Source organism: Micromonospora costi (assembly GCF_003626655.1).
Taxonomy (GTDB): Bacteria; Actinomycetota; Actinomycetes; order Mycobacteriales; family Micromonosporaceae; genus Micromonospora; species Micromonospora costi.
Genome location: NZ_RBAN01000011.1, coordinates 72483 through 98789 on the forward strand (window position 1 = coordinate 72483; position 26307 = coordinate 98789).

Annotated in this window: 30 protein-coding genes and 1 pseudogene; 15 read left to right on the forward strand and 16 right to left on the reverse strand. The window is 75.6% G+C overall.

What is annotated here, in order from left to right:
* Positions 1-22: 22 nt before the first annotated feature.
* Both D7193_RS31995 and D7193_RS32000 read right to left on the reverse strand, forming a co-directional pair.
* Positions 23-655, reverse strand: coding sequence for a class F sortase (locus tag D7193_RS31995; protein ID WP_120783408.1), 633 nt, complete (start codon positions 653-655; stop codon positions 23-25).
* A 147-nt stretch (positions 656-802) separates the two neighbouring features.
* Complete coding sequence (locus D7193_RS32000) at positions 803-1288, reverse strand: hypothetical protein (protein ID WP_120783409.1); 486 nt, start codon at positions 1286-1288, stop codon at positions 803-805.
* A 297-nt stretch (positions 1289-1585) separates the two neighbouring features.
* On the opposite strand from D7193_RS32000, the gene D7193_RS32005 reads away from it, so the two are divergent.
* The 3 genes and pseudogenes from D7193_RS32005 to D7193_RS32015 all read left to right on the forward strand — a co-directional run.
* Positions 1586-2857: an MFS transporter gene (locus D7193_RS32005; protein ID WP_120783410.1), complete on the forward strand. Its 1272-nt coding sequence runs from the start codon at positions 1586-1588 to the stop codon at positions 2855-2857.
* A gap of 34 nt (positions 2858-2891) precedes the next feature.
* The gene (locus D7193_RS32010; RefSeq protein WP_241563700.1) at positions 2892-3431 is read left to right on the forward strand and encodes a YfbM family protein; all 540 of its coding nucleotides are present in this window, start codon (positions 2892-2894) and stop codon (positions 3429-3431) included.
* A gap of 67 nt (positions 3432-3498) precedes the next feature.
* Positions 3499-4737, forward strand: a pseudogene (locus tag D7193_RS32015) (lycopene cyclase family protein); the annotation flags it as partial.
* Between the two features lie 158 nt (positions 4738-4895).
* Here D7193_RS32015 and D7193_RS32020 read toward each other — a convergent pair.
* From D7193_RS32020 to D7193_RS32030, 3 genes are all read right to left on the reverse strand, one after another.
* Positions 4896-5405: a GNAT family N-acetyltransferase gene (locus tag D7193_RS32020; protein ID WP_120783411.1), complete on the reverse strand. Its 510-nt coding sequence runs from the start codon at positions 5403-5405 to the stop codon at positions 4896-4898.
* On the reverse strand, positions 5402-6541 hold the full coding sequence (locus tag D7193_RS32025; RefSeq protein ID WP_120783412.1) for a serine hydrolase domain-containing protein: 1140 nt from the start codon (positions 6539-6541) through the stop codon (positions 5402-5404). The genes D7193_RS32020 and D7193_RS32025 overlap by 4 nt, the downstream gene beginning before the upstream one ends.
* 91 nt (positions 6542-6632) lie before the next feature.
* Positions 6633-7361 carry a tyrosine-protein phosphatase gene (locus D7193_RS32030; protein WP_120783413.1) on the reverse strand — a complete coding sequence of 243 codons (729 nt, stop codon included), beginning with the start codon at positions 7359-7361 and terminating at the stop codon, positions 6633-6635.
* Between the two features lie 37 nt (positions 7362-7398).
* On the opposite strand from D7193_RS32030, the gene D7193_RS32035 reads away from it, so the two are divergent.
* Entirely contained in the window at positions 7399-7854 is a 456-nt protein-coding gene (locus D7193_RS32035; protein ID WP_120783414.1) for an ASCH domain-containing protein, read from the forward strand.
* A gap of 46 nt (positions 7855-7900) precedes the next feature.
* On the forward strand, positions 7901-8368 hold the full coding sequence (gene rnhA, locus D7193_RS32040; RefSeq protein ID WP_120783415.1) for a ribonuclease HI: 468 nt from the start codon (positions 7901-7903) through the stop codon (positions 8366-8368).
* A gap of 11 nt (positions 8369-8379) precedes the next feature.
* Here the strand turns inward: rnhA and D7193_RS32045 are convergent, their stop codons facing one another.
* The 3 genes from D7193_RS32045 to D7193_RS32055 form a co-directional block, all read right to left on the reverse strand.
* Positions 8380-8598 (reverse strand): hypothetical protein, encoded by a 219-nt coding sequence (locus tag D7193_RS32045; protein ID WP_120783416.1) that lies wholly within the window; start codon positions 8596-8598, stop codon positions 8380-8382.
* Between the two features lie 39 nt (positions 8599-8637).
* On the reverse strand, positions 8638-8874 hold the full coding sequence (locus tag D7193_RS32050) for a preprotein translocase YidC (protein ID WP_120783417.1): 237 nt from the start codon (positions 8872-8874) through the stop codon (positions 8638-8640).
* Positions 8875-8939: 65 nt separating this feature from the next.
* The gene (locus D7193_RS32055; protein WP_120783418.1) at positions 8940-10127 is read right to left on the reverse strand and encodes an MFS transporter; all 1188 of its coding nucleotides are present in this window, start codon (positions 10125-10127) and stop codon (positions 8940-8942) included.
* A gap of 5 nt (positions 10128-10132) precedes the next feature.
* Between D7193_RS32055 and D7193_RS32060 the strand changes: the two genes are divergently transcribed.
* Positions 10133-10651: a MarR family winged helix-turn-helix transcriptional regulator gene (locus D7193_RS32060; protein ID WP_120783419.1), complete on the forward strand. Its 519-nt coding sequence runs from the start codon at positions 10133-10135 to the stop codon at positions 10649-10651.
* A 10-nt stretch (positions 10652-10661) separates the two neighbouring features.
* Here the strand turns inward: D7193_RS32060 and D7193_RS32065 are convergent, their stop codons facing one another.
* Both D7193_RS32065 and D7193_RS32070 read right to left on the reverse strand, forming a co-directional pair.
* Positions 10662-11561, reverse strand: a complete 900-nt coding sequence (locus D7193_RS32065; RefSeq protein ID WP_120783446.1) for a pentapeptide repeat-containing protein — start codon at positions 11559-11561, stop codon at positions 10662-10664.
* 143 nt (positions 11562-11704) lie between these two features.
* Complete coding sequence (locus D7193_RS32070) at positions 11705-12514, reverse strand: SDR family oxidoreductase (protein ID WP_120783420.1); 810 nt, start codon at positions 12512-12514, stop codon at positions 11705-11707.
* 133 nt (positions 12515-12647) lie between these two features.
* Between D7193_RS32070 and D7193_RS32075 the strand changes: the two genes are divergently transcribed.
* Positions 12648-13277, forward strand: coding sequence for a GNAT family N-acetyltransferase (locus tag D7193_RS32075; RefSeq protein WP_120783421.1), 630 nt, complete (start codon positions 12648-12650; stop codon positions 13275-13277).
* Positions 13278-13323: 46 nt separating this feature from the next.
* Positions 13324-14742 (forward strand): RtcB family protein, encoded by a 1419-nt coding sequence (locus tag D7193_RS32080; protein WP_120783422.1) that lies wholly within the window; start codon positions 13324-13326, stop codon positions 14740-14742.
* Between the two features lie 53 nt (positions 14743-14795).
* Here the strand turns inward: D7193_RS32080 and D7193_RS32085 are convergent, their stop codons facing one another.
* On the reverse strand, positions 14796-15224 hold the full coding sequence (locus tag D7193_RS32085; RefSeq protein ID WP_120783423.1) for an archease: 429 nt from the start codon (positions 15222-15224) through the stop codon (positions 14796-14798).
* 109 nt (positions 15225-15333) lie between these two features.
* Between D7193_RS32085 and D7193_RS32090 the strand changes: the two genes are divergently transcribed.
* Positions 15334-15936: an MBL fold metallo-hydrolase gene (locus D7193_RS32090; RefSeq protein WP_120783424.1), complete on the forward strand. Its 603-nt coding sequence runs from the start codon at positions 15334-15336 to the stop codon at positions 15934-15936.
* 2 nt (positions 15937-15938) lie between these two features.
* Here D7193_RS32090 and D7193_RS32095 read toward each other — a convergent pair whose 3' ends face one another.
* A complete protein-coding gene (locus tag D7193_RS32095) occupies positions 15939-16643 on the reverse strand; it encodes a B3/B4 domain-containing protein (protein ID WP_120783425.1) in 705 nt (234 codons plus the stop codon).
* Positions 16644-16651: 8 nt separating this feature from the next.
* The gene (locus D7193_RS32100) at positions 16652-17263 is read right to left on the reverse strand and encodes a LysE family translocator (RefSeq protein ID WP_120783426.1); all 612 of its coding nucleotides are present in this window, start codon (positions 17261-17263) and stop codon (positions 16652-16654) included.
* Between the two features lie 75 nt (positions 17264-17338).
* Here D7193_RS32100 and pdxR point away from each other — a divergent pair, with 75 nt between their 5' ends.
* Positions 17339-18826 carry a MocR-like pyridoxine biosynthesis transcription factor PdxR gene (gene pdxR / locus D7193_RS32105; RefSeq protein ID WP_120783427.1) on the forward strand — a complete coding sequence of 496 codons (1488 nt, stop codon included), beginning with the start codon at positions 17339-17341 and terminating at the stop codon, positions 18824-18826.
* A gap of 10 nt (positions 18827-18836) precedes the next feature.
* Here pdxR and D7193_RS32110 read toward each other — a convergent pair whose 3' ends face one another.
* On the reverse strand, positions 18837-19829 hold the full coding sequence (locus D7193_RS32110) for a LacI family DNA-binding transcriptional regulator (RefSeq protein WP_120783428.1): 993 nt from the start codon (positions 19827-19829) through the stop codon (positions 18837-18839).
* Positions 19830-19960: 131 nt separating this feature from the next.
* Here D7193_RS32110 and D7193_RS32115 point away from each other — a divergent pair, with 131 nt between their 5' ends.
* The gene (locus D7193_RS32115; RefSeq protein WP_120783429.1) at positions 19961-20524 is read left to right on the forward strand and encodes a CGNR zinc finger domain-containing protein; all 564 of its coding nucleotides are present in this window, start codon (positions 19961-19963) and stop codon (positions 20522-20524) included.
* 172 nt (positions 20525-20696) lie between these two features.
* Entirely contained in the window at positions 20697-22769 is a 2073-nt protein-coding gene (locus D7193_RS32120) for an NPCBM/NEW2 domain-containing protein (RefSeq protein WP_120783430.1), read from the forward strand.
* 103 nt (positions 22770-22872) lie between these two features.
* Here D7193_RS32120 and D7193_RS32125 read toward each other — a convergent pair whose 3' ends face one another.
* On the reverse strand, positions 22873-23688 hold the full coding sequence (locus tag D7193_RS32125) for an alpha/beta fold hydrolase (protein ID WP_120783447.1): 816 nt from the start codon (positions 23686-23688) through the stop codon (positions 22873-22875).
* A gap of 177 nt (positions 23689-23865) precedes the next feature.
* Here D7193_RS32125 and D7193_RS32130 point away from each other — a divergent pair, with 177 nt between their 5' ends.
* Genes D7193_RS32130 through D7193_RS32140 form a run of 3 tightly spaced genes read left to right on the forward strand, consistent with a single transcriptional unit; the run spans position 23866 to position 25489 of the window.
* Positions 23866-24222 carry an ArsR/SmtB family transcription factor gene (locus tag D7193_RS32130; protein WP_120783431.1) on the forward strand — a complete coding sequence of 119 codons (357 nt, stop codon included), beginning with the start codon at positions 23866-23868 and terminating at the stop codon, positions 24220-24222.
* Positions 24219-24683 carry an SRPBCC family protein gene (locus D7193_RS32135; RefSeq protein WP_120783432.1) on the forward strand — a complete coding sequence of 155 codons (465 nt, stop codon included), beginning with the start codon at positions 24219-24221 and terminating at the stop codon, positions 24681-24683. Before D7193_RS32130 ends, D7193_RS32135 begins: the two co-directional genes overlap by 4 nt.
* A gap of 11 nt (positions 24684-24694) precedes the next feature.
* Positions 24695-25489, forward strand: a complete 795-nt coding sequence (locus D7193_RS32140; RefSeq protein ID WP_120783433.1) for an alpha/beta fold hydrolase — start codon at positions 24695-24697, stop codon at positions 25487-25489.
* A gap of 18 nt (positions 25490-25507) precedes the next feature.
* Here the strand turns inward: D7193_RS32140 and D7193_RS32145 are convergent, their stop codons facing one another.
* Positions 25508-26281: a tetratricopeptide repeat protein gene (locus D7193_RS32145; protein WP_338324152.1), complete on the reverse strand. Its 774-nt coding sequence runs from the start codon at positions 26279-26281 to the stop codon at positions 25508-25510.
* Between the last annotated feature and the right edge of the window lie 26 nt (positions 26282-26307).

Below are 26307 nucleotides of genomic sequence, written 5' to 3' on the forward strand. Positions count from 1 at the left end.
GGGCGGGGACCGGCGGTGCCGGTCAGGCGGTGCGGGTGGCGAACACGACGACGTTGTCGGTGTAGTTGCCGGAGCGCTCGTCGAACCGGCCGCCGCAGGTGACCAGTCGGAGACCGGCCACCGTGGCCGGGCCGTACACCTCGTCGCCGGGGAAGCGGTCCTTGGCGTACACGGCGACGCGGTCCACGGTGAACGTCACCACGGTCGCGTCGGCCCGGGCGACCCGGATGGTCTGGCCGGGGCGCAGCCGGCCGAGGTCGAAGAAGACCGCCGGGCCGGCCGGCGAGTCGACGTGCCCGACGAGGACGGCGTTGCCCGTCTCGCCGGGGCTGATCCCGTACCGGTACCAGCCGGCGACCTCCGGCCGGTCGGTCGGTGGCACCTCCAGCACGCCCGCGGCGTCCACACCGACCGGCACGACCTCGGCCCGTACGCCGATCGCGGGGATCCGCACGAGCGTCGGCGCCGACGCGGGGAGGGGCGGCAGGTCCGGCGGGGGACTGGTGGGCGCCGGCGTGGCGGCCTCGGGCCGCGGCGGTCGGGGTGGGGCCGCGTCCAGGCCCGCCGCGACCAGGCCGAGGCCGGTCGTGGCCAGCAGCGCGACGGTCACCACGGCCAGCGCCGTCGGCTGCGCGTTCGCGCGGATCCGCCGCACGGGTGCACCTCCGTTTCCCGCCGTGGGTGCCCGCACCGGCCGTGCCGGTGCGGGCACCCGTGCCCAGGGATGGTGGGCGTCGGTTCAGGGCCTGTGTCGAAGTCCCAGGACTCCGCCTCGGCTCGATCGGGGACTCGAACCCACGCCCTACGCGACCGGGGACGCGGCGCGCCGGCGGCGCAGCAGCAGGACGGTGCCGGCCGCGGCGGCGCCGAGGAGGGTACCGCCCGCCGCGAGCGCGCCGGTGCCGTCGCCCCGGCCGCCGGCGCCGGCGGGCGCGCCGCCGATCGGCGTGACGGTGAAGGTGGCGCTTCCGGCGGCGCTTCCGTCGCCGCAGGTGGCGGTCACCGTGTACGTGCCGAGGGTGAATCCGGCGGTGAACAGTTCGGCGCTCAGCCCGCCGCCGGGCGCGGCCGTGGTCGAGCGGACGTTCTGGTCGCGGTTCGGGCCGGTGACGCGGAAGATCGCGTCGCCGGACTTCGGGTTGCACGTCGTGGCGGTGAGCACGACCGTGCCGCCGACCGGGGTGCTGGCCGGGGACACGATGGTCTCGGCGAGGGCGGCGCCCGGCAGCAGGAGCGTGCCGAGACCTACGCCGACCGCCGCCGACACGAGGACTGTCTTCGGTTTCATACGCGTGTTCCCTCACTTTTCGTCCGCTGAGCACGTGGGACGTCGTTCGGGTGGCCAACTCCGACTAGCACCGGTGTGCCCAACACTAGGGCGGTTGGCCCCACGATCCGGTGAAAATGAGAATTCTTCTTTGCCGTCACGTGTCCGCCTCACAGGGGGACGGAGCTGCGAAAACGCCGCCTGGGTCGGGCCGTGCCGGTCGTCCGGTCACCCTGTCCGCCGCCAGCCCGACCCGTGCCCACGCCCCGGTCGAAACCCGGGGGCGGCCCGCCGGAGGCCCTGGTAGGTTCGCTCGCCGTGACGGGGGAGCGGCTCGGGCCGAGGTTCGCGAGGTTGTGGGCGGCGAGCACCCTCTCGGCGCTCGGCAGCGGTCTCGCGACCGTGGCGGCCCCGCTGTTCGTCGCCTCCCGCAGCGACGATCCGCTCGTGGTCGCGGCGGCGTCCGCCGTGGCGTGGCTGCCGTGGCTTCTCTTCGCCCTGCCCGGCGGCGTGCTGGTCGACCGGGTCGACCGGCGGCGGCTGATGGTCGTCATCGACTGGGTACGCGTGGCCGCGCTGGCCGTGCTGGCGACGGCGATCATGACCGGGTGGGCCGGGGTCGCGCTGCTCTACGCCGTCCTGTTCGTCGTGAACACCGGCGAGATCGTGTTCCGGGCGGCGGGCCAGGCGCTGCTGCCCGCCGTGGTGCCCCGTTCCCGGCTCGAACGCGCCAACGGCTGGCTGAACGGCGGCACCACCCTCATGCACGGCATGCTCGCCGGTCCGCTCGGCGGCTTCCTGTTCGCGACGGCGGCGAGCAGCCCGTTCGTCGTCAACGCCGCCACGTACGCCCTCAGCGCGGTCCTGATCGCCCTCGTGGGCGGCAGCTACCGGGCCGCCGCGCCCGGCGGTCCGGACGGCGCGCCGCGCCGGCGCTCGGTGCGGGCCGAGATCGTGGAGGGGTTCCGTTGGCTGGCCGGGCAGCGACTGGTGCGCACCATGGCCGTCCTCATCGGGCTGCTGAACGTCACCCTGACCGCGGCGGTCGCCGTGCTCGTGCTGCTCGCCACGCGGCGGCTCGGGCTCGGCTCGGTCGGCTACGGGGCGCTGTTCACCTGCCTGGCCGCCGGTGGCGTCCTCGGGGCGGTGGTCGGCGACCGGCTCATCGCGCGCGTCGGCGCCACCTGGACGGTACGCGTCGGCCTGCTGGTCGAGGCCGGCCTGCACCTCGCGCTCGCCGCCTCCCGCAGCGCGCCGCTGATCGGGTTCGCCCTGTTCGCGTTCGGCGTGCACAGCTCGCTGTGGAACATCGTGGCCAACTCGCTGCGCCAGCGGCTGACCCCGGAACCGTTGCAGGGCCGGGTCGCCAGCACCACGCTGTTCGTGGCCGCGGGCGGCAACTGCCTCGGCGCCCTGCTCGGCGGGGTGGTCGCGGCGAGGTTCGGGCTGACCGCGCCGTACTGGGTGGGGTTCGTGGTGGCGATCGCGGTCTCTGCCGCCACCTGGCGGGTCTTCGACCGCGCCACCGTCGCCCGGGCGTACGCCGACCCGCCGGCGTCCGGGACGGACACGCCCGCCCTCACCGGCTGATCACACTGTCGGAGGCGGCGGCTAGGTTCGCGCCATGGGCATGTACGGGAGTTGGCTGCGGGTCTCGCCGGCGGAGCTGGCGCGGGCGGGGGAGGACCTCGACTGGGCGTACGACCTGGCGCGGCGGGTCGAGGACGCGGAGGAGGCCGAGCGCCCGGCCGATCCCCGGTTCTCGGGCACCGACAAGGCCTGGCACGCCCTGGACTTCCTGCTCGACCGCCGGGGCTTCCCGGTGTCGATCGTGTCCGGCGAGCAGTGGTTCGTGGCGCTCCCCGACGACTGGGAGGCCGCCCAGGAGATCCTGACCGACCCCGAGACCGACTGGGGCTACGGGCCGCCCCGCTACCTCACGCCCGAGCAGGTCGCCGAGGCCGCCACCGCGCTAGCCGACCTCACCGGGGCGGCCCTGATCGACGGCGTCGACCCGGCCGAGCTGCAACGCGCCGAGATCTACCCGGCGGTCTGGGACCGCCCGGGAGAGCTGGACTGGGTCGCCCACTTCCTGCCGCACGTCCGCGAGTACTTCACGGCGGCGGCGAAGAACGGCGACGCCGTCATCTGCTGGGTCTCCTGACCGCTCCGGCGGTCGGCACCGCGAGACCCGCGACGCCGGCAGGAGCGCGATGTGGCAGCGTGGACGGATGAGCGACACGGCACCGGTCGACGTGGACCTCGCCCTGGTCGGGGGCGGCGGCGCGGCCTCCCTCGTCCTCGCCGCGCTGGACCGGCGCGGGATCCGGGGGCTGCGGGTGGCCGTCGTCGACCCGGTGCACCGGCGCGGCCAGGACCGGACGTGGGCGTTCTGGGACCGCCCGGGCGGTGATCTCGACCCGCTGCTCAGTGCGAGCTGGCAGCAGGTGGAGGTCGTCACCCCCGCCGCGCGGCGGACGCTCGACCTCGCCCCGCTGCGGTACGCCATGCTCCGGTCCGGCCCGCTCTACGACCGGGCGGCCGAGGCGGAGCGGCGTCTCGGCGTGACCCGGGTGGTCGCCGCCGTCGACCGGGTCGACGACGATGGCGAGCGGGTGCGCGTCCGCACCGCCGGCGGCGGGCCGACCGTCCGGGCCGGTTGGGTGCTCGACTCCCGACCCCGCCCGCCCGCGCGGCCCGGCCGCACCCGGTGGCTGCAACACTTCCGCGGCTGGTGGCTCGCGGCGGACACGCCCGTGTTCGATCCCGGCCGCGCCGTGCTCATGGACTTCCGCACCCGGCAACCGTCCCGGGGCGTCTCCTTCGGCTACGTCCTGCCGGTCAGCGACCGGTACGCGTTGGTCGAGTACACCGAATTCGGACCCACCCTGCTCGGCGGCGCGGGCTACGACGCCGCGCTGGCCGGCTACCGGGACCTGCTGGGCCTCGACCCGGGCCGGCTGACCGTCCGCGAGGTGGAGAACGGCGTGATCCCGATGACCGACGGCCCGTTCGTCGCCCGGCCGTCGCCCCGGGTGGTCCGCCTCGGCACCGCCGGGGGCGCGACCCGACCCTCCACCGGCTTCACCTTCTCGGCGATGCGCCGGCAGGCCGAGCAGATCGCGGCCGCGCTCGTGGCCGGCCGCCCGCCCGTGCCGGAGCCCGCGTACCCCCGCCGGCACCGCTGGATGGACGCGGTCGCGTTGCGGGCGCTGGACCGGGGCCCGGTCGGGGGGCCCGAGTTCTTCGACCGGCTCTTCGACCGCAACCCCGCCGAGCGGGTGCTGCGGTTCCTCGACGGCACGACGACGCCCGCCGAGGAACTCGCCGTCATGCGGTCGACCCGGCCGCTGCCCATGGTCGCCGCCACCGCGGGGGACGCGCTGCACCGGCTGCGCGACCGGCTCCGCCCGCCGCGACCGGCGCCGCCCGTCCCGGCGCCCGTCCGCGACGGCGTCGCGCCCGGGCCGATGCGCGACGAGGCCGCGCCCGGCCCCGTTGGCGGCGCCGGCGCCTTCGGCCCGGTTGACGGCGGCGCCGCCTCCGGCCCGGTTGGCGACGGTGCCGCGCCGGGCCCGGCGCGCGACGGCGCCGCCCCGGTTCGGCCCGACCGCGCGGGCGCCTGACCTCAGCCGATCGGCCCGCCGCCGGCCAGCCCCCGCAGCGCGTCGCCGTCGAGGCGCAGCACCTCGATCTCGTCGAGCGTGCGGGCCCCCAACCGCCGGTAGAAGCGCAGCGCCGGGTCGTTGGTCCGCAGCACCCACCACTCCAGACGGGCGCCGCCGCGACGGACGGCCAGCTCCGCGAGGTGCGCGAGCAGCGCGCGGCCCAGCCCGGCTCCGCGCCACTCCGGGCGCACGTACAGGTCCTCCAGGTGGATGCCGGGCCGGCCGAGGATGGTACTGTACGTGGGGTAGTAGAGGGCGAAGCCGACCGGTTCCGCGTCGACCGTGGCGACCACGGCCTCGGCCACCGGCCGGTCCCCGAACAGCGCCTGCGCCACGTCCCGCGGCGCGGCGGTGACCTCTCCCGGGAAGTCCTCGGCCTCGGCCAGCTCGACGATGAACCGGTGCAGCACCGGCACGTCGGCCGGCTCGGCCGGCCGGATCACCGCCTGGCCGCGCGCCTCGTCGATCATCGGGTCACCGGGCCCGACGAGTGCCGCCCCTCCCGGGCCAGGACCGCGTCCCGGACGAGCGCCCGCAGGTCCTCCATCGGGTCGCCGTCACCCGCCGAGAGCAGCGTCTTCGTGGCGGCCACCGTCAACCCCAGCTCCGGGTACGCGTACGCGACACTGCCGCCGCTGCCGGAGGACCCGAACGCCCCGTCGGGCTCCAGGGCGTACCCCAGCCCCCAGCGAATCTCCTGCCCGAAGACCCACTCCGGGCCCGGCGCCGTCCCGGGCGTGGTGACCTCCGCCAACCGGCGCGGCGAGATGAGCCGTACGCCGTCGACCTCGCCGATCAGCGCGGCGAACATCCGGGCGACCGCGCGGGCCGTCATGGTGCCGGTCGCCGGCACGTCGGCGGCGAGGACGTCCCGGCGGCGGCCGACCTCGGCGCCGGGGCGGACGGCGGGCGGGGCGACCCGGTCGAAGTTCGGCAGGGCGGTGCTGGCGTAGTCGAACAGCACGGACAGGTTGCGGTCCTCGACCGGGGCGAGCCGGTCCAGCTCCGACTCCGGTACGCCGAGGTACAGCTCGCGGGCCACACCGAGCGGGCCGGCCACCTCGTCGGCGAGCACCCGCGAGATCCGGCGGCCGGTGACCCGGCGCACCACCTCACCGACGAGCCACCCGAACGTCCACGCGTGGTAGGCCGTCAGTTCGCCGGGCGGCGCGATCGGCTCGGCGTCCACGAGGATCGCGCACATCCGGTCCCAGTCGGCGAAGTCCTCGGGTGTCACGTCGGACGGCAGGGTGGGCACGCCCGCGGTGTGGGTGAGCACGTGCCGCAGCGTGATCCCGTCCTTGCCGTGCCGGGCGAACTCCGGCCACACCTCGGCCACCCGCAGGTCGTAGTCGAGCCGGCCCTGTTCGGCCAGCACGTGCACGACGGTCGAGGTGAGGCCCTTGCCGGTGGAGACGCTCCAGATCGGCGCGTCGGCGGTCAGCGGCCGGCCGGTGGCCCGGTCGGCGACGCCCGCCCGCACGTCGAGGATCGCCCGCCCGCCGAGGTACGCGGCGACCTGCACGCCGGACTCCCGGCCGGAGGCCACCAACTCGTCGATCGTCTTCTGCACCTCGGCGCACAGCCCGTCCCAGTCACCGCTCATGGAGATCGACTCTGCCAGAGCCGGGTTCGTGGGGGCGCGCCAATTTCGCGCGGCCGCCGTACGCCTGCCGCGATCGCGCCGCGCCGCCGCCTCAGCCGTCGAGCAGCCGGTCGCGCAGCTGTCCCACAAGGTCGTCGTCGACACCGAGCCGGTCGGCCGCGTAGCCCCGGACCGAGCCGTGCGCGGCGGCCAGGTCGGCCAGGACGAGGCGGATGATCTCCTCGGGCGCTCGCCCGTAGCCGGGCCAGACCAGCGTCCTGTCCGGGTGCAGCGCGTGCCAGTCGGCGACCAGCCGCTCGGTGGCAAGCTCGGTCAACGCGAAGTCCTCGGCGATCTGGTCGTCGTCGACGCCGAGCAGGGCGAGCAGCAGCGCGGCCAGCAGGCCCGTCCGGTCCTTGCCGGACGCGCAGTGGAAGACCAGCGGCCCGTCGGCGCCCGCGATGACCTCCAACGCCCGGCGCAGCTCCCGCGCCCCGTCGGCGGCCACCTCGGCGTAGCGGTCGGCGAGGTAGCGCCACGGGTCGAGGGCCGGGTCGATGGTCGCCTGGTCGTAGGGGCGGTGTTCGATGCTCAGGTTGTGCCAGGCCAACCCGTCCACGTCCGGCACCCGGCCGCGGGCGGCGATCTCCCACGGGTAGCGGAGGTCGATCACCGTACGCACACGGAGCTGGCGGAAGCGCTCCAGGTCCGTGCCGGTCAGCTTGCCGAGCGAGTCGGACCGGTAGACGAGGCCCCACCGCACGGTGCGTCCGTCGTCGGCCCGGTACCCCCCGAGGTCGCGGAAGTTGTGCAACCGGTCGAAGGTGACGTGTCGCTCCACGCACGGGACCCTAGCCGAGCGCCGCTATTCTGGGCCGATGCCGTTCGATGATCTTCCTCACGCGGAGTTCGCGTTCCCCGGCCCGCTGCGGGACAAGCTGGTGGCGGCGATCCTCGCCGGTGCGAAGACCACGACGACGGCCCTCGCGCTGGGGTACGAGCGGGCGGGTGAGCCCCTGCCACAGGTCGGCGACCGGTCGGTGGTGGTGGACTCGGCGCAGCGGCCCGTCGCCGTGATCGAGACGACCGACGTGCGGGTTCTCCGGCTCGCCGACGTGGACCTGCGGCACGCGCTCGACGAGGGGGAGGGCGACGAGTCGGTGGCCGGCTGGCGGGCCGGGCACGAGGAGTTCTGGCACACCCCCGAGGTCCGCGCCGAACTCGGCGACCCGGACTTCACCGTGGACGACGACACCCTCGTGGTGGCCGAGCGCTTCCGCCTGCTGCACCGGGTCACGCCGGGTGGCGACGGCGGGACACGCGAGGGCGCCTGAGGGCCCGGCGGCATCCCACGGACCCCGCGGCGGGTAGGTTGCCGGCATGGTGGACGCCGGCAGAGTGGTGCAGATCTGGACCGACGGTGCGTGCAGCGGCAATCCGGGGCCCGGTGGCTGGGGCGCGGTGCTGTGCTACGGCGGCCACGAGCGGGAGCTGTGCGGCGGCGAGGCGACCCCGACCACCAACAACCGCATGGAGCTGATGGCCGCCATCCAGGCTCTGGAGAGCCTGACCCGGCCGGTCGCCGTCGAGCTGCACACCGACAGCACGTACGTGCGCAACGGCATCACCAGCTGGCTGGCGTCGTGGAAGCGCAACGGCTGGCGCACCGCCGCCAAGCAGCCGGTGAAGAACGCCGATCTGTGGCAGCGGCTGGAGGCGGCCTGCGCCCGCCACCAGATCACCTGGCTGTGGGTCAAGGGCCACAACGGCCATCCGGAGAACGAACGCGCCGACGCGCTGGCCAACCGCGGCATGACCGAGGCTCGCGCGGGGGTCCCCGCCCGCTGACCGGGCCCGGGTCAGGGGTTGGGGTCGACGGCGCCGGAGACGGCGTCCACGTCGTACCCGGCGCGGCTGGTGTCGCCCGCCGGCGACGCGTCCTCGGCGGGCAGGTCGGCGAGGTCGTCGCCGGTGGTGGCGCCGGGGAGCGACTCGCCGGGCTGCCGCAGCGACGCCTGCAGGGCGGTGACGCCGTCGGGCTCGTCGGTGTCGGCGCGGTGGATGCGTTCGTCGGTCATGCCGGACTCCTGCCCCGTCGACCGGGCCGCAAACCCCCGTCAGCGGGCCGCGTCGGGGTGTCCGGGCATCCCGGAACCGCCGCTGCTGCTGCCGGAGGAGCCGCCGGCCACACCCGACCCGTCGTCCTCGGTGACGATGTCGGGCCGTACGTCGGTGTCGTCCGGGGGCGGGACGTCGGTGTCCGCCTCGACCTGGACCAGCGGGCGCTGGCCGGCCTCGTCCTCGGCGTGCTCCGGATCGACCGGCTGCTTGCCCTGCCGCGTTCTGAAGCCCACGGTCGCCTCCCGTCGCTGCCGTCTCCGCCTCGGCGGTGGCTACCCGGGGGCGAACCGGCGAAACGTCAGCCCGGCGCCACCGGGTGGGCCGCCCGGCTCGTGGCCGCCGGGGCGGGCGCGCGCAGCGTACGGCGGCGGAGGCCCGCCGTGCCGAGGGCGAGGGTCAGCGCCGCACCGACCACCAGGAACGCGGCGGCGTTGCCGAACCGGTCGTTGACCGCGCCGCTGGTGGCCGCGCCGAGGGAGATGCCGAGCTGCCCGGCGGTGAGCAGCCAGCCGTACGCCTCGGCGAGCCGCGGCGCGGGCGTGGTGAGGGCCAGGATCTCGTCGGTGACCGCCAGCCAGGGGGCGAGGCCGAGCCCGAAGACGGCGAGGGCGACGGCCATCTGCGGCACGCTGCGCGGCAGCGGCAACGCGAACGAGGTGACCGTCAACGCCGCGAGGAACCCCAGGTACGCCCGGCCGGGGGTGCCTGGCCGGCCGCGGCGCGCGAGCAGGAGACCGCCGGCCAGGCTGCCGGCCGACCAGACCGCGACCAGCAGTCCGGCCTGCCCGGGCCGCCCGACGGCGGCGGCGAACGCCGGCACCAGCACCCACATCGCGCCCATGCACGTGGTGTACGCGACGTGCGTGCCGATCAGGGTCCGGAGGGTGGCCCGGCCGGCGAGCGAGGTGGTGGCCGTCCCGGTCCAGCCGCGGCCGGGGCCGCCCGTGCTCACGACCGCCGTGGCCACCAGCGCGACGCTCCCGACCGCGGCGAAGCCCAGCAGCGCGCCGGCCGGGCCGGTCACCGCGAGGCTCAGCGTCACGGCGAGCGGACCGCCCACGTAGAGCACCTCCTGCCCGACGGCGTTGACGGCGTAGGCGCGGCCCAGCTCCGGAGCGGGGACCAGGGTGGCGAGGCGGGCGCGCCCGGCGGCCAGCACCGGCGGGCTGCTGAGCCCGGCCGCTGCGGCCAGCGCCACGAATCCCGCGGGGTCGGTGACGACGGCGAGCCCCAGCAGGGCGCCCAGGTGGCCGACGCCGGTGGCGAGCAGGACCGGCCGGTCGCCGAGCCGTCCGAGCAGGCGTCCGGCCATCGGCGCGGTGAGTGCCAGCCCGATTCCGCAGGCGGCGCCGGCCATACCCGCGGTGGTGAAACTGCCGGTGTTGTGGTGGCCGAGCAGGACGACGAGGAGTTGCCGCATGGCCACGGGCAGGTAGGCGAGGTTCATCACGACGATGAGGACGACCGCCCGCCCAGGTACATTCATGACTTATGTATCTACCCGACGCGGGTGCCCCCAACCTGCTCGGCGCGCTGGCCCTGCTCGTCGGCTCCCGGATGCGCGCGGCGGTCACCGGCCCGGCCGGCGCGGGCGGCGCCCTGGCCGAGGCCCTGGTCGTGCTGAAGGACCAGCCCGGGGTGACCGCCGAGTGGCTGCGCCAGGTGCTCGGGCTCACCCAGCCCGGGGCCGCGCACCTGGTTCGGCGGCTGGGCGAGCACGGCTGGGTGGAGCGACGCCCGGGCGCGGACGCGCGCAGCCGGGCCCTGCACCTGACGCCGGAGGGCGTCGCCGCGGCGCAGGACGTCCTGCGGGCGCGCGAGACGGCGCTCGCCGAGGTGCTGGCGCCGCTCAGCGACGAGCAGCGGGACAACCTCGCGGACGTCGCCCGGACCCTCCTGCGCCACGAGGTCACCGATCGGCGCAGCCTCGCGTACCTCTGCCGGCTCTGTGACCGGGCGCGCTGCCCGGCCTGTCCGGTCCACGAGGGGCTGCGCGACGGCGGGTCGTAGGCCGCCGCCGTCAGCGGCGCCGGCCGCGTCCCGTGGCGGGAGCGGTCCGGGACGGGCGGCGCGTCGGGACGACCGGCAGCGACGTCCAGTGCGCCGGCCGTCGCAGCCGTGCCGGCACCCGTGTGCGGGCGTCGCCGCGGGCGGCGTCGAGCTGGGACTGGTGCAGGAAGAGGGCGCCGGAGAGGTCGGCGGCGCGCAGGTCGGCGCCCCGCAGGTCGGCCCCGGTGAGGTCGGCCAGGTGCAGGTCCACCCCGCGCAGGTCGGCCCCGATCAGCAGCGCGCCGCGCAGGTTGGCCCGACGCAGGTCGGCGCCGCGCAGGTCCGCGCCGAACAGCGGCGCGCCGCGGTGGTCGGCGCCGGGCCGCCCGCCGCGCGCCCGCGCCGCGTCCCCCGCCCGGGACAGCAGCGGGTTGACCCGGTCCCGGTACGCGCCGACGTCCAGCGCCAGCAGCTCCCGCGCGTCACGCCCGGTGAGCCGTACGGTCTCGGCGTGGGCCCGGTCGAGCTCCTCGCTAAGCGCGGCCGGCACGGTCAGTGCCAGGGCCTCGGTGAGGTACCAGAGCAGCTCGTGCAGCGGCCGCATCACCGCGAACACGTCGAACATCACGCCCGCGGTCTCCGGGGCCTCCCGCCAGTCCCGCCCGCCGAAGGTCACCTGCGCGACCTGCTGCCCGGCGCCGAAGCAGTCGAACACCGTGCAGCCGGTGAAGCCCCGGCCCCGCAGGTCGGCGTGGATGCCGCAGCGGTGGTCGGTGCGCAGGTTCGGGCACGGCCGGCCGGCGGGCTTGTCGATGGCGAAGTCGGCGGACGCGGCGAAGGCCGGCGCCACGCAGCAGATCGCGAAGCAGCGGGCGCAGTCGGCGCGCAGGTCGTTCCGCGCCGGTGTCGCCGACCGGGGGGTTTCCGACACGCCGTCCGTTCTCCCGTCGCCACCGTGGGCCCGCGCCGGCGCGGGCGCGCCGGTGCCCCGCCATTGTCCCGCGCTCCGGCGGTCACCCGGCGTGCGGGTCGGCGACGGGAAGTCGATCACGCGGGTCGGCGCCCGCGCCACCGCTACCCGACGTGCCGCCAGTCGTCCGTGGTGAGGGCGTTGGCCTGCGGGCCCATCATGAGCATGCCGCCGTCGACCGGCCAGGACGCGCCCGTGACGTACGCGGCGGCGGGGGAGGCGAGGAACGCCACCACGGCGGCGACCTCCCGGGCGTCGCCGGGCCGACCCACCGGAACCCCCGGCCGGTCCTGCGTGAACGGGTCGACGTCCTCTTGGCCGGTCATCGGCGTGGCGATCTCGCCGGGCGCCACGGCGTTGACGGTGATCCCGTCCGCGGCCAGTTCCTGCGCCATCACCTTCGTCAGGAGGCCGAGCCCGCCCTTGGCGGCGCAGTACGCGGCGGAGCCGACCCGCGGCGCGTGCTCGTGCACGCTGGTGATGGAGATGATCCGCCCGCCGGTGCCGGCGGCGCGCATCCGCCGGGCGGCCCGCTGCGCGCAGAGGAACGGCCCGTCCAGGTCGACGGAGAGCACCTCTCGCCACTGGGCCCACCCGGTGTCGACGAAGGGCGCCGAGGCGCCGGTGCCCGCGTTGTTCACCAGGACGCCCACGCCGCCCAGCCGGTCGGCCAGCTCGTCGACGACGTCGGCGGCGTCGGGCAGCCGGGTCAGGTCCATCTCGGCGACCTCGCAGCGGCGGCCGGCGTTGCGGACCTCGGTCGCGGTGCGCCGCGCGCCGTCGGCGTCGCCGTACCAGGTGATGCCGACGTCGAAGCCGGCCTCGGCGAGCGCCACGGCGCAGGCCTTGCCGATGCCGGAGTTGGCGCCGGTGACGATGGCGACACGGGGGTAGTCCTCGAAACGTGCGGGCATGGTGGGCGCAGTACCCGGCCCCCGCGGTCGCGACACGTCGATGATCGGGACGGCGACCGGACCCGGTTATCCGCGGACAACGGGCGGGCCGCGTGCGAAGATCCGGAAACCGCGAGCGAACGGGGGGAGTGGGGTGGAGGTGCGCCGGATCGGCCACGAGCAGGTGGCCGAGGCGGCGGACGTGCTCGCCGACGCCTTCGACGGGTACGCCTGGACGAGCTGGACGGTCGCCGCGGACCGGCACCGGGACCGGCTCACCGGCCTGTTCGCGCTGACCATCGAGGCCGTCGGCCTGCCGTACGGCGACGTGTGGGCCGCCCTGGACCCGGCCGGCCGGCTCCACGCGGTGGCGGTGTGGATGTGCCCGGACCGGCCGGTGCCCGACGACGTCTGGGCGACCGTCGCCACCCGCGACGCCGAGCTGGCCGGTGACCGCTACCCGGCGATGGTCGCGGCGGAGGCCGCGTGCGCCCCGCTGCGCACGGCACAGCCGGCGTTCCTGCTGGCCGGCGTGGGTGTCCGGCGCGCCGAGCAGGGCCGGGGGCTGGGCGGTCGGGTGCTGGAGCCGGGGCTGGCCGAGCAGGAGCGGGCCGGGCTTCCGGCCGTCCTGGAGACCTCGTCGCCGGAGAACGTGCGGTTCTACCGGCGGCTCGGCTTCGTGGTGACCGGGGAGGTCGACGTGCCCGGAGGTGGCCCGCACGTGTGGGCCATGCGCCGGCCGGCGCCCGCGAACGGGCCGGGTCGCGGCGCGCAGCGGCAGTGAGCCCGGCGCGCGTGTAAGCACGGCGGAGCGGGGTAGCCGCAATGACGTGGAGCTGGTGGAGGAGTCGCCGTACCGGTTCCGGATCGACCGGCACGACCCGATGCGCGTACCGGGCGTGGTCTTCGCGACCCGCTCGCTGCTGCCGGACGCCGGAGCCGACCGGTCGCTGGACCAGGTGGCGAACGTGGCCACGCTCCCCGGCATCGTCGACGCCTCGTACGCCATGCCGGACGTGCACTGGGGCTACGGCTTCCCGATCGGCGGCGTGGCCGCCACCGACCTGGAGCACGGCGGGGTCGTCTCGCCGGGCGGCGTGGGCTTCGACATCTCCTGCGGGGTACGCCTGCTCGCCGCCGACCTCGACCGCGCGGAGCTGACCCCCCGGCTGGACGCGCTCATGGACGGCCTGGCCGAGGCCACGCCGCGCGGCATGGGCAAGGGCGCGGTGTGGCACCTCACGGGCCGCGACGAACTCGACGGGGTGCTGCGTGGTGGCTCCCGGTACGCGGTCGAACGCGGGTTCGGCGTCGAGCGGGACCTGGAACGGTGCGAGGACCAGGGCGCCGTGAGCGACGCGAACCCGGGGCAGGTGAGCGAGCGGGCGATCGAGCGCGGCGCGCGCCAGGTCGGCAGCCTCGGCTCGGGCAACCACTTCCTGGAGGTACAGGCCGTCGCCGAGGTGTACGACGACGCGGTGGCCGCCACGTTCGGCCTGCACCCCGGCCAGGTCTGCGTGATGATCCACTGTGGCTCGCGGGGGCTCGGCCACCAGATCTGCACCGACCACCTGCGCGGCATGGAGAAGGTGATGGCCCGCCACGGCATCGACGTGCCGGACCGCCAGCTGGCCTGCGCGCCGGTGTCGTCGCACGAGGGCCGCGCCTACCTGGGCGCGATGGCGGCCGCCGCCAACTACGCGCGCGCCAACCGGCAGCTGCTCACCGACGCCGCCCGCAAGGTCTTCGCCCGCGAGGTCGGGCACCGCCTCGACCTCGTGTACGACATCTCGCACAACCTCGCCAAGATCGAAACCCACGAGGTCGACGGCGTCCGGCGCGCCCTGTGCGTGCACCGCAAGGGGGCCACCCGGGCGCTGCCCCCGGGCCACGAGGACCTTCCCGCCGACCTGCGCGACGTGGGCCAGCCGGTGCTGATCCCCGGCTCGATGGGCACCGGGTCGTACGTGCTCACCGGCGTGCCCGGCTCACCCGCCTTCGCGTCCACCTGCCACGGCGCGGGACGGGTGCAGAGCCGCAAACAGGCCGTCAAGGCCGAGAAGGGCGGCGACCCGCGCCGGGAACTGGAGGCGCAGGACATCGCCGTACGCGGGGCGTCCCGGCGCGGGCTGGCCGAGGAGATGCCCGCGGCGTACAAGGACGTCTCGGCGGTGGTCGAGTCGGCCGAGGGCGCCGGGCTGTGCCGCAAGGTGGCGCGGCTCGTGCCGGTCGGCGTGGTGAAGGGCTGAACGGGCCCTCGGCGGGCCGCCGGACGGGCGGGACGGCTCCGGCGGGCCGCCGGTCAGACGTCCAGGGTCACCGCACACGACCAGGTGTCGCCCGTGGGACCGAACCGCAGCTCGTGCAGGGACACCGCCTTGGGGACCGCGCCGATCAGCTCGACCGCGTCCGTACCGGTGACCCGCCAGCACACCACCAGGCCCCCCGCCCCGTCGTCGGCCACCTCGGTGGACAGCGGCAGCTCGTCGGCCGTGTCCATCCGGAAGATCACCTCGTCGAGTACGGTCACCAGCAGGTCCTCGTCGGTGGCCGCCGGGGCCCGGAACTCGCGCTCCGTGCCCGGTTCCGCTCCCGCCCGGTCGATGAACGTGTCGACCAGCGCGGTCACCGCCTCGGCCACGCACGCCTCGCGGGTCGGCGCCCACGCCTCGATGCGGACGTCGGCGGTGTGCGGCACGCACCGGTGCCCCCGTGGCGCTGGCTGCTCCATGCCCCGATCATCCGCCACGCCCCGCCGCCGGGGGCGGGTTGTCCGGCACGTCGCGTCGGCGGCGGGGCGTTTCGGCGCCCCGGCGTCGGACGCGGGCTAGCATCGCGCGATGCGCCTCACCAAGTACACCCACGCCTGCGTGCGGCTGGAGCACGACGGCCGGGTGCTGGTCGTCGACCCGGGCGTGTGGAGCGAGCCGCGGGCCCTGGCCGGCGCGGAGGCCGTCCTGGTCACCCACGAGCACACCGACCACGTCGACGTGCTGCGGTTGGCCGGCCTCGGCGTGCCGGTGTACGCCCCGGAGGGCGCCCGCCTGCCCGACCTTGCTCCGCTGCCGGTCACCCGGGTGCGTGCCGGCCAGCGGTTCACCGTGGCCGGGTTCCCCGTGACCGCCGTGGGTGGCCGGCACGCGCCGATCCACGGCGGGCAGCCCGACTGCGCCAACCTCGGCTACCTGATCGGCGACGGCCTCTACCATCCGGGTGACGCGCTGCACGTGCCGGACGAGCCGGTGCGGACCCTGCTGGTCCCGGGGCAGGCGTCCTGGATGCGGATGGGCGAGGCGATCGCGTTCGCACAGGCCGTCGGCGCACGGCACGCGCACACCATCCACGACGCGCAGGTCAACGAGCGCGGCCTGGCCAGCGTGACCGGGTGGCTCGCCGAGACGGTCCCCGGCTACCGTCACCTCGCCTCAGGCGAGACCGCCTGAGTTCAGACGCGCGACGGCACGTCGAACGCCGGCGCGGCCCCGGTCAGCAGCGCGTGGGCGACCGGCGCGGACCAGTGCGCGGCCACTTCCGCGCGCAGCGTGTCGAGCAGGCCGGCGACGTCCGCGGCGGCCGTGTCGTGCAGCCCCTCGGCCACGATGAGCACGCGCGACGTCTCCGCGTGCACGGCCGACCAACCGCTCTGCCGGTTGGTCCAGCGCCGCGCGTGGGCGCGTCCGTCCGCGTCGGCGAAGATGACCTCGCCCGGTTCCGGCCGCTCGACGCCGCCGCCGAACGTCACGTACTCCTCGTCGCCGTGCGCGTGCCGCACGGTCAGGTCCCCGCTGATCCGGTCGGTGTCGAGGACGGCGACCGGGACGGCGTACGCGACGGAGATCGCGTTGCAGAGGTCCACGAGCGGGTGCAGTCGGGGCAGGTCGCCGTCGATCCGCAGTCGTCGCAGCAGCGCCTCGGACGCGCACCGGTACTGCGTGGGCTTCAGGCCCAGCGCGGCGAACGCGCGCCGCCACGCCTGAGTCTCCGGGAGACCGGCCTCGGTGCCGCCCGCCAGTCGGGCGCGGGCCCGGCCGGTGAACTCGTCGATCCGGGCGCCAACGGACACGTCCGGGCTGATGCCGGTGGCGACCACGACGCCGGCCACGAGGTCCGGGAACGCCGCCCGGACCGGCGCGGAATGCTGGAACCGCACGAAATCTCCTAACGGTCGGTGAGGACGAGGGACACGCCGAGCGCCACGAACGTGCCGGCGACCGTGCGTCGCAGCCAGGCGGTGACCCGGGGCCGGGCCAGCACCTTGTCGCGCACCGCGGCGGCGGCCACGCCGTAGCCGGCGAACACGACGAGCGTGAGCAGCATGAACACACCGCCGGCCGCGAGCATGCCGCGGGTGGCCGCGGGGCCGGCCGGGTCGACGAACTGCGGCAGGAACGCGACGAAGAACAGGGTCGGCTTCGGGTTGACCAGGTTCACGAGGACCGCGGTGACGATGACCCGCAGCGCCGAGCGCGGCGCCGGGTCGGCGCTGGGGGTGAACGCGTCGCGGTCGCGGATCGTCGACCAGGCGACGTAGAGCAGGTACGCGACACCGGCGTACTGCACCGCGTGGAACGCCGTGGCGCTGGTCGACAGCAGCGCGGCCAGTCCGGTGACCGCGGCGAGCAGGTGCGGGACCGTGCCGAGCGTGCAGCCGACCGCGGCGACCAGGCCGGCCCGGGCGCCCCGGGACAGACCGGCCGACAGTGTGTAGATCACTCCGGTGCCCGGGGTGACGACCACGACGAGCGTGGTGAGCAGGAACGCGATGCTCACGAGGATCCTTCCGCGCGGTGGTACGTGGCACCCCCGCGGGCGCCACCCCACCCACCCTGCTGCCACCATGGCCCGATGAGCAGGGCCAAAGTGCAGTCGACCGAGAGGTCCATAACCGCCGGGTCGGACTTCCTGCACCTCGACATCGCCGCCGCGCCGTCCGGCGGGCGGGCCGCCTGGCTCGCCGACCGCCTCCGCGACGCCATCGCCGACGGGCGGATCGCGGTCGGCGCCCGGCTGCCCGCGTCCCGGGTGCTGGCCGCCGACCTCGGCGTCTCCCGCGGCGTGGTCACCGAGGCGTACCAGCGGCTGGGCGAGGAGGGCCGCGTCGCCGGCCGCGGGCGGGGCGGCACCGTGGTCGTCGCCGCGCCGCCCACGCCGACCGTGCGGCCCGCCCCTGCCGCCGCGCCCGCACCGGCCGCGCTCTTCCCGTCCGCTCCGGACAGCGACATCTTCGACGCCGTACGCGCGGCGCCCGCCCGCGTCGACCTGACCCCGGGCGTACCCGACCTGGCCGCCTTTCCCCGCGCGGACTGGCTGCGGGCCGAGCGGACCGTGCTGCGGCGCCTCGCGGCGGCCGACTTCGGCTACGGCGACCCGCGTGGGGCGCCCACGCTGCGCGCCGCGGTGGCCGCCTGGCTCGCCCGCAACCGCGGCATCGCGGTCGAACCCGCCGAGGTCGTCGTGACCGCCGGCGTCTCCCAGGCGCTCGGCCTGCTCGCCCAGGCGCTGCGCGGTGACGGCATCGACCGGATCGCGGTCGAGGAGCCCGGTTCGCTGGGCGTACGGCAGCATCTCAACAACTGGGGGATGGCCACCCCGCCGGTCGCCGTGGACGCCGCCGGGCTGCGCGTCGACGACCTCGTGGCCACCGGCGCCCGCGCCGTGATGCTCACCCCGGCCCACCAGTTCCCGACCGGCGTGGTGCTCGACGGCGACCGGCGCCGCCGGCTCGTCGACTGGGCCCGCGACGGCGGCCTGGTCATCGAGGACGACTACGACGCCGAGCACCGCTACGACCGCCCGCCGGTGCCGGCGCTGCGCGCCCTGCTGCCGGAGCACGTCGGCTACGCCGGCAGCGTCTCCAAGCTGCTCGCCCCCGCGCTGCGGGTCGGCTGGCTCCTCGTCCCGGCCCGCTACCGGGACGCCGTGGTCGCCGCCAAACGCAACGCGGATCTCGGCACGTCCGTGTTGCCGCAGCTGGTCCTCGCCGAGCTGATGACCTCCGGCGCGCTGGAACGGCAGCTGCGGCTGCTCCGGCGCCGGCACGTACGCCGCCGCGACGCGATGGTCGCCGCCATCGGCCGGCACCTGCCCGGTGCCACGGTGCACGGAGCGGCCGCCGGGCTGCACCTGCTCGTCACCCTGGACGACGCCGTGGCGGACACGGAGCTGGCGGCCGCCGCGCTGGAACGCGGGGTGAAGGTGCAGCCCCTGTCGTGGCACTGCCAGCGGGCGCACCGGCCGGGTCTCGTGCTCGGGTACGCCGCCAACACCGCGACCGACATCGAGGAGGGCATCGCCACGGTGGCCGCCGCGCTGCGCCGCCTACGCACGCGATGAACGGGCCCGGTCAGCCGGCCGGCGCGCTCTCGCGCGGCAGGACGGTGTGCGGGGCGGTGACCTCGACCGGCGCGACGTGCGGGCAGGCGATCCGGGTGACGATCCGCGTGAGCGCCGTACGGGCGATGACCTCGACGTCGACGTCGACCGTGCTCAGCGAGGGCCGGGAGTACCGGCCCTCCTCGCTGCCGCCCAGGCCGATGACCGCCACGTCGTCCGGTACGCGCAGCCCGGCGTCGACCGCGGCGCGGATCGCCCCGATCGCCAGGGCGTCGGAGTAGCAGAAGATGCCGTCGGGAGGGTCCTGCCGCGCGAGGAGCGCTCGGGCGGCCTCGTAGCCGTCGCGGCGACGGTGGTGGGTGGTGGCGCGGACATAGCCGGGCGGGGCGGTGATTCCGGCCCGGCGCAGGGCCTCGCGGTAACCGGCGGTGCGGGGCCGTGGCGTGGACGGGGACTCGCGGGGATGGGCGCCGATGGCCGCGATCCTCCGGCGTCCGGTGCCCAGGAGGTGGTCGGTGGCGTCCCGGGCCGCGCCGGCGATGTCGACGGCGACCCGGTCGCAGCGACCGTCCCGGCCCTCGCCGAGCAGGACGAGCGGCGTGCCGGCGGCCACCTGCGCCTCGACCAGCTCGCGGGGCACCACGTCCGCTCCCAGCAGGACGCCGTCCGCCGGTACGCCGCGCCGCGGCGGCGAGGCGGCGCGTCGGCCGGGGACGACCTGCTCGATCACGACACGGTAGCCCCGCTCCGCCGCGCCGCGCAGGACCGCGTGCGCCAACTCGTCCGGGCACGGCACTCCGGCGAGGACCAGCGCGAGCACCCCGGTGCGTCCGGAGCGCAGGTGCCGGGCGGCGAGGTTGGGGCGGTAGTCGAGGCGCTCGATCGCCTCCCGGACGCGCCGGCGCACCTCGTCACTGACGTGCGGGTACCCGTTCACGACGTTGGACACCGTCTTGGCGGACACCCCGGCGAGCCGTGCGACGTCCCGGAGGGTGGCGGCCATGGCGCCTCCTCTCGGCCCGTTACCCGGCTTCCACACCAGCGAAGTGTGTTTGCTGGTGTACATAGGACGCTCGCAGACGCTGTCACACCTGTCAAGGCGTTACGGTGGTGTAGAGATCGAGGAGGTGGCCGGTGGAGGACGACGCGGCGGTCCCACCTGCCGCCCGGCTGGTACGGGACTTCGTCAACACCTTCGAGCCGCAGGTCGACGAGGAGCAGCTGACGACACCCGACCGGTTGCGGGACTGGTTCGCCGCCCGGCGTCTGGTCGTGCCCGACGCGCGACTGGAACCGGCGGACCTCGCCCTCGCGGTGACCGTCCGGGAGGGACTCCGGGCGGTCCTGCTCGGCCACGCCGGTCACACCGCCGACCCGGACGCCGTCGAACGCCTCGACCGCGCCCTGGCCGAGGTGCCCGTGCGGCTCGCGTTCACCGGCGGTCGTCCGCGCCTCGTACCCGCCGGCCACCGCGCCGTCGAGGCGGCGCTGGCCGCGCTCGTCGACGCGGTCCGCGAGTGCGCCGAGGACGGCTCGTGGCTTCGGCTCAAGGTGTGCGACCGGGACACCTGTCGCTGGGCCTACTACGACGCCTCCCGGAACCAGGCGCGGCGCTGGTGCTCCATGGCCGGCTGCGGCAACTACGTCAAGATGCGGCGGGCCTACGCGACCCGCAAGCGGCGCGGCGCGCGCCGGTAGTCGTTCCACGTCGCACGATCTGGCGGTGTTCCCGGTGAGTCGGACACCGTCCTGTCGGCGATCCGGCACGATCCCGAGAACTCGTAATTTACGAAATATTATTGACACGTCTTCGTAACCGGATGCAGGATCTCGGGGCGTCCGTCTACCCCCGGGAGCAAAGGAATCCGATGTGAAACGACGTGCCCTCACAGGCCTGCTCGCCCTCGTGGCAGGCCTGCTGGTCGTACCCGTGCCGGCGCAGGCCGCCCCGGCCGCCGACGCGCAGCCGACACCCGGACAGGTGTTGAGCCCCACCCCCTACCAGGGCTGGAACACCTACTTCGGACTCGGCGGGGCGTTCTCCGAGCAGTCGGTACGCGAGGTCGCCGACGCCCTCGTCTCCCGTGGCCTGGCGAAGGCCGGCTACGACATCGTCTGGCTGGACGGCGGCTGGCAGGACCCGGAGCCGCGTACGGCCGCCGGTGACCTCCAGGCCGACCGGACCCGCTTCCCCGGCGGACTCAAGCCGCTTGTGGACTACATCCACTCGAAGGGTCTGCGCGCCGGCATCTACACCGACGCCGGGCCGTACATCCCGGGCAAGTGCGGGCTCGGCAGCGGCGGCTACTACCAGCGCGACGCCGACCAGTTCGCCGCCTGGGAGTTCGACGCCGTGAAGGTCGACTTCCTGTGCGGGATCGCCGCGAACCTCGACCCGAAGACGGTCTACACCGAGTTCGCGCGGGCGCTGCGTAACAACGCCAGCGGCCGCCCGATCATCTTCAACCTGTGCAACCCGGTGACCTCGCCCGACTGGGGCAACTACCCGGAGGAGCAGCAGTCCACGTACTCCTGGACCTACGCGCCGGAGATCGCGCAGTCCTGGCGTACGTACACCGACGTGGGCTTCGTCGGTGACATCAAGTTCAAGGACGTGCTGCGCAACTACGACGCGAACGCCCGGCACCCCGAGGTCGCCGGGCCGGGCCGCTACAACGACCCGGACTACCTCGCCCCGCAGCTCGGCATGAGCGACGAGGAGTTCCGTACGCAGATGACGCTGTGGGCGGTGGCCGCCGCGCCGCTGGTCATCGGCAGCGACGTCCGTACGCTCAGCCAGACCTCCGTCGACATCCTCACCGACGCCGACATGCTGGCCATCAACCAGGACCCGGCCGCCGTCCAGGCCGTCCGGGTGGGTCCGGCCGGCACGACGGAGACGTGGGTGAAGCGCCTCGCCAACGGCGACCGAGCCGTGGTGCTGCTCAACCGGGGCGAGGCCCCGGCGGTGCTCACCACGACGGCGTCCGCGGTCGGCCTGTCCGGCGACCGGTTCACCGTCCGCAACGCGTGGACCGACCAGGCCACCGAGAGCGCGGGCACCATCAGCGCGGCGGTTCCCGCCCACGGCGCCGCGCTGTTCCGGGTCGGCCCGGCCCAGGGCCTGCCGGGCGTCCCGCACCTGACGGCCAGCCTTCCGCAGGTCACGCAGATCGGGGGCGACGCGTTGCCGGCCGGTTCCGCCCCGGTGCTCGCCGGCGGTGACGAGGCCCGGGTCGAGGTCGCGGTCCGCAACGACGGCTCGCTGCCCGTCTTCGCGCCGCAGGTCGAGCTGGCCGCGCCGGACGGCTGGACCGTCCGCCCGCTCGGCCAGGCGCCGAAGCTGCTCGCGCCCGGTGGCACGGCCACCGTCGCCTTCGCGGTGGCCCTTCCGACCTCCGCGGCCGCCGGCACGGCCACGCTGACCGCCACCACCTCGTACGACGTGCTCGGTCACGGGCGGCTGCGCCAGCGGACGGCGTCCACTCTGGTGATCGCGCCCACGCCGCCGGACGGCGACGCCGTCCTGTCGCACCACCAGTGGATCAGCGCCACCAGCGGCTGGATGAGCCCGACGGTCGACCTCAGCGTCGGTGGCGGGTCACCGATCAGCATGCTCGGCCAGGTGTACGCGACCGGCATCGGTGTCGCCTCGCCGTCCACGGTCCGGTACTACGTCGGCGACCGGTGCAGCCGGCTGACCGCCGTCGTGGGCATCGACGACGCGGTCCGCAACGTCGGGCCGGAGGGCGGCACGGCCACCTTCCAGGTCGTGGGCGACGGCAGGGTCCTGTACGACAGCGGCGTGGTGACCCGCGACGCCGTCGGCCACGTCGACGTCGACCTCACCGGCGTCCGGGTGCTCGACCTGGTGGTCGGTGACGCCGGCGACGGCGGCTACAACGACCGCGCCGACTGGGCCACCCTGTCCGCCACCTGCTGAGGCGGTTGTCCGTCGCGCCCGGGTGAGGACCTCACCCGGGCGCGACGGTCGTCATCCGTTGCTCGGCGCGGCCGTGGCGCGCCCGCGACGCCGACCCCCGCTCTCAGCGCGCGCCGGCCGAGTCGGTGCCGATCCCCGCGATGATCCGGGCCAGCGCGGCGGGGTCGGCCAGGTGCGGGAAGTGACCGCCGCCGCCCGGCAGCACGTCGACGGTCACGTCGGGCAGCGCCGACTCCAACCACGCCCGGTACGCCGGGGACGGGTCGCGGCCCGTCACGTAGTGGTACGGGATGCCGAGCGACCGGATCCGCTCCAGATCCCGCCTCCGCTGCTCCGTGAACGCCTCGTCCGTGGTCACCAGGATGTCGTTCCAGTACCCGAGGAGCAGGTCCTGGCGCGGTGTGGTGGCCGTGCGGACCAACTCCTGGGCGGCCGGAGGCAACCCGTCGATCCCCATCCCGTCCAGCAGCGAGCCCCAGACCCGCAGGTACTCGGGGCTGCGCAGAACCGGCTCGTTGCGGCGCAGAAACCCACCGAACGGGCCCAGCGTCAGCGGCTGGTCCACGTTCACCACCCCGCGGCTCGGGTACCGGGCGGCGTAGATCGTGGCCATCGCCCCGCCGAGGGAGTGGCCGACCATCACCGGCCGGTCGAGCCCGGCGTCCGTGACCGCCTCGTGGATGACGTCGGTGACGTCACGTGCGCCGTACGCGTCACGTGCGGGGGACCCGCCGTGGCCGGGCAGGTCGAGCGCCAGCACCCGCCGGTCCGGGTCGAGGGTGGCCAACGCGCCCAGGGTGGGCCCCCACTGGCTCCGGTCGTACGTCAGCCCGTGCAACAGGACCAACGGCGGCCGGTCGCCGTCCGTGCCGAGGCTGTCGGCGGCCAGGCCGCCGTACCGCCGCTGTGCGTCGCCCATCTCGTCTCCCATGACGGCGTCCGGATCGTCGGGCGCCGCCGCCCCGAAGTGACAAACCGTCCGATCCTAGCCGGATCCAGACCCGCCGATACCCGCCCGGCCGGGGCGGTGACGGGGTCACGGCGGCTATACAACCAAGCAGTTGTGCAAACAACTGGTTGTGGATAGGGTCGGCGCATGCCCGTTGTCGAGGACGACCTGAGCCTGGTCTTCGCCGCGCTCGCCGACCCCACCCGCCGCGCCATCCTCGAGCGGCTCGCCTCCGGCGAGGCCACGGTGAACCAGCTCGCCGAGCCGTTCGCGATGACCCAGCAGGCGGTCTCCAAGCACCTGAAGGTGCTGGAACGGGCCCGGCTCATCACCCGCACCCGCACCGCGCAGTCCCGCCCGTGCGTGCTGGAGGCCGAGCGACTCGAGGAGGCGGCCGGCTGGATCGCGCGGCACCGGCAGATGTGGGCCGACCGTCACGACCGGCTCGCGGAGCACCTGGCCGCGCTGCGCTCCCACGACCACGACGAGGAGACCGACGGATGACCGAGATCGGCGAGGCGACCTACCGGCGGGTGCACCGGGGCTCACCGGACCTGCTGTTCGACTGCATGACCCGCCCCGAGCACCTCACCCGCTTCTGGGGCCCGGCCGGCACCACCACGCCCGTCGACGGCATCGTGGTGGACCTGCGCCCCGGCGGGGCCTTCGAGACGACGATGGTCAACGACGCCGACGGCAGCAGCCACACCATGCGCGCGGTCTACGTCGAGGTGCGGCGACCCGACCGGCTGGTCTGGATCGAGCCCGACGTCGAGGGCGGCATGCGCACCACGGTCACCTTCGTCGACCTGGGCGACGGGCGCACCGAGGTGATCACCCACCAGACCAACGTGCCGGCCGCGTACCTGAGCGCCGAGGCGCGGGCCGGGTTCAGCACGAGCCTCGACCGCTTCGACGCGTACCTGGCCGCCCTCGACCCCGAGCCGGCACGCCGGCCCGAGTAAGGAGCGTCCCGATGCCTCAGGTCACGTCCGCCGACGGCACCGCCATCGGCTACGAACGCACCGGAGCCGGCCCGGCCGTCGTCCTCGTCGACGGCGCCATGTGTCACCGCGCCGGCGGGCCCATGCGACCGCTCGCCGCCGCGCTGAGCGCGCACTTCACCGTCCACACCTACGACCGGCGCGGCCGTGGGGAGAGCGGCGACGCCCCGACCTACGCGGTGGCCCGGGAGGTCGAGGACCTCCGGGCCGTGATCGCGGCGGCCGGCGGGCAGGCGTACGTCTACGGCATCTCGTCCGGCGCCGCGCTCGCCCTGACGGCCGCGGCCGCCGGCCCGGCGGTCACCCGCCTGGCGCTCTTCGAGCCGCCGTTCGTGGCCGAGGTGGAGGACGACGTCGCCGGCAAGGAGTACACGCGGCAGCTGCACGAGCTGCTCGCCGCCGGCCGCCGCGGCGACGCGGTGGCGCTGTTCATGGCGCGCGTCGGCATCCCGGCGCCCGTGGTCGCCGGCATGCGGAGCCAGCCGACCTGGGCGGCCTTCGAGGCCATCGCCCCGACCCTCGCGTACGACGACGCCGTGCTCGGCGACGGTCACGTGCCCCGCGACCGGGCGGCGGCGGTGACCGTCCCCACGCTCGTGCTCGCGGGCGGGGCGAGCCCGGCCCGCCTCCAGCGGCCGGCCGAGGCCACCGCGGCGGCGCTGCCCGGCGCCACGTACCGCGTCCTGGACGGGCAGACCCACGACGTGTCGCCCGAGGCGCTCGCCCCGGTGCTGGTCGACTTCTTCGGCCCGTCACCGTCCGCGTGACCGCGGTCGACGGGCGGGTCAGGCGTTCAGGGGGGTCTCGGCCGGCGCGGGCTCGTCGGGGGACAGGCGGCCGTCCGCCGCGGCCTGCCCCTCGGCGTCGCCGACCCCTTCGCACACGGCAGCCGCGTCGACCCAGTGCCGGCGCGCCTCCTCCGGGTCGCCCAGCGCCGCGGCCGCGTCACCCAGGTAGAGCAGGGTGCGGCCCAGCCCGGCCGTCGGCCGGCCGTTCTCGCGCAGCCGGCGGCTCTCGGCCAGCATCTCGTACGCCTGCCGCGCCTGCCCCGGGCCCGTGGCGAGCAGGGTGGCGCCAGCGTTGAGCAGCGCGGCGGCCCGGCTGGTCGGGTCGTTGACCGACTCGTACTCGCGCAGCGCCGCCCGCCACGCCTGAGCCGCGTCGAGGTGTTCACCGAGGCCCGCGTGCACCAGCACCAGGTTCGTGAGCGCGGCCGCGTAGCCGCGGGCGTCACCGAGCGCCCGGAACGTGTTCGCCGCCCGGACCAGGTGGTGGTGGGCGGTCTCCAGCTCGCCGCGTGCCAACCGGGCGGCGCCCAGCCCCAGGTCGGTGAGCGCGTGCCCGGCCCGGTCCGCGGCGGACCGGTGCCGCCGGGACAGCTCCAGGTGCTCGACCGCGTCGTCGAGTTGACCGAGGTCGAGCAGGGCCAGGCCGAGATTCATGCGCGCCTGCGCGGTGCCCGCCGGCCGCGCTCGGCCACGGCCAGGGTCAGCGCGGCGGCGGCGCCCTGCGGATCGTGCCGGCGCCGGCGCAGCACGCCCAGCTCGTTGTGCGCCCACCCGGCGATCTCCGGCCGGTCGTCGGC

Excerpts from the sequence above, each read along its gene's own strand:
- D7193_RS32000 (WP_120783409.1), bottom strand. The coding sequence starts at position 1,288 with ATGAAACCGAAGACAGTCCTCGTGTCGGCGGCGGTCGGCGTAGGTCTC.
- D7193_RS32010 (WP_241563700.1), top strand. The coding sequence starts at position 2,892 with ATGGGCATGTACGGGAGTTGGCTGCGGGTCTCGCCGGCGGAGCTGGCG.
- D7193_RS32020 (WP_120783411.1), bottom strand. The coding sequence starts at position 5,405 with ATGATCGACGAGGCGCGCGGCCAGGCGGTGATCCGGCCGGCCGAGCCG.
- D7193_RS32025 (WP_120783412.1), bottom strand. The coding sequence starts at position 6,541 with ATGAGCGGTGACTGGGACGGGCTGTGCGCCGAGGTGCAGAAGACGATC.
- D7193_RS32035 (WP_120783414.1), top strand. The coding sequence starts at position 7,399 with ATGCCGTTCGATGATCTTCCTCACGCGGAGTTCGCGTTCCCCGGCCCG.
- rnhA (WP_120783415.1), top strand. The coding sequence starts at position 7,901 with ATGGTGGACGCCGGCAGAGTGGTGCAGATCTGGACCGACGGTGCGTGC.
- D7193_RS32045 (WP_120783416.1), bottom strand. The coding sequence starts at position 8,598 with ATGACCGACGAACGCATCCACCGCGCCGACACCGACGAGCCCGACGGC.
- D7193_RS32055 (WP_120783418.1), bottom strand. The coding sequence starts at position 10,127 with ATGAATGTACCTGGGCGGGCGGTCGTCCTCATCGTCGTGATGAACCTC.
- D7193_RS32060 (WP_120783419.1), top strand. The coding sequence starts at position 10,133 with ATGTATCTACCCGACGCGGGTGCCCCCAACCTGCTCGGCGCGCTGGCC.
- D7193_RS32070 (WP_120783420.1), bottom strand. The coding sequence starts at position 12,514 with ATGCCCGCACGTTTCGAGGACTACCCCCGTGTCGCCATCGTCACCGGC.
- D7193_RS32085 (WP_120783423.1), bottom strand. The coding sequence starts at position 15,224 with ATGGAGCAGCCAGCGCCACGGGGGCACCGGTGCGTGCCGCACACCGCC.
- D7193_RS32090 (WP_120783424.1), top strand. The coding sequence starts at position 15,334 with ATGCGCCTCACCAAGTACACCCACGCCTGCGTGCGGCTGGAGCACGAC.
- pdxR (WP_120783427.1), top strand. The coding sequence starts at position 17,339 with ATGAGCAGGGCCAAAGTGCAGTCGACCGAGAGGTCCATAACCGCCGGG.
- D7193_RS32110 (WP_120783428.1), bottom strand. The coding sequence starts at position 19,829 with ATGGCCGCCACCCTCCGGGACGTCGCACGGCTCGCCGGGGTGTCCGCC.
- D7193_RS32125 (WP_120783447.1), bottom strand. The coding sequence starts at position 23,688 with ATGGGCGACGCACAGCGGCGGTACGGCGGCCTGGCCGCCGACAGCCTC.
- D7193_RS32130 (WP_120783431.1), top strand. The coding sequence starts at position 23,866 with ATGCCCGTTGTCGAGGACGACCTGAGCCTGGTCTTCGCCGCGCTCGCC.
- D7193_RS32135 (WP_120783432.1), top strand. The coding sequence starts at position 24,219 with ATGACCGAGATCGGCGAGGCGACCTACCGGCGGGTGCACCGGGGCTCA.
- D7193_RS32140 (WP_120783433.1), top strand. The coding sequence starts at position 24,695 with ATGCCTCAGGTCACGTCCGCCGACGGCACCGCCATCGGCTACGAACGC.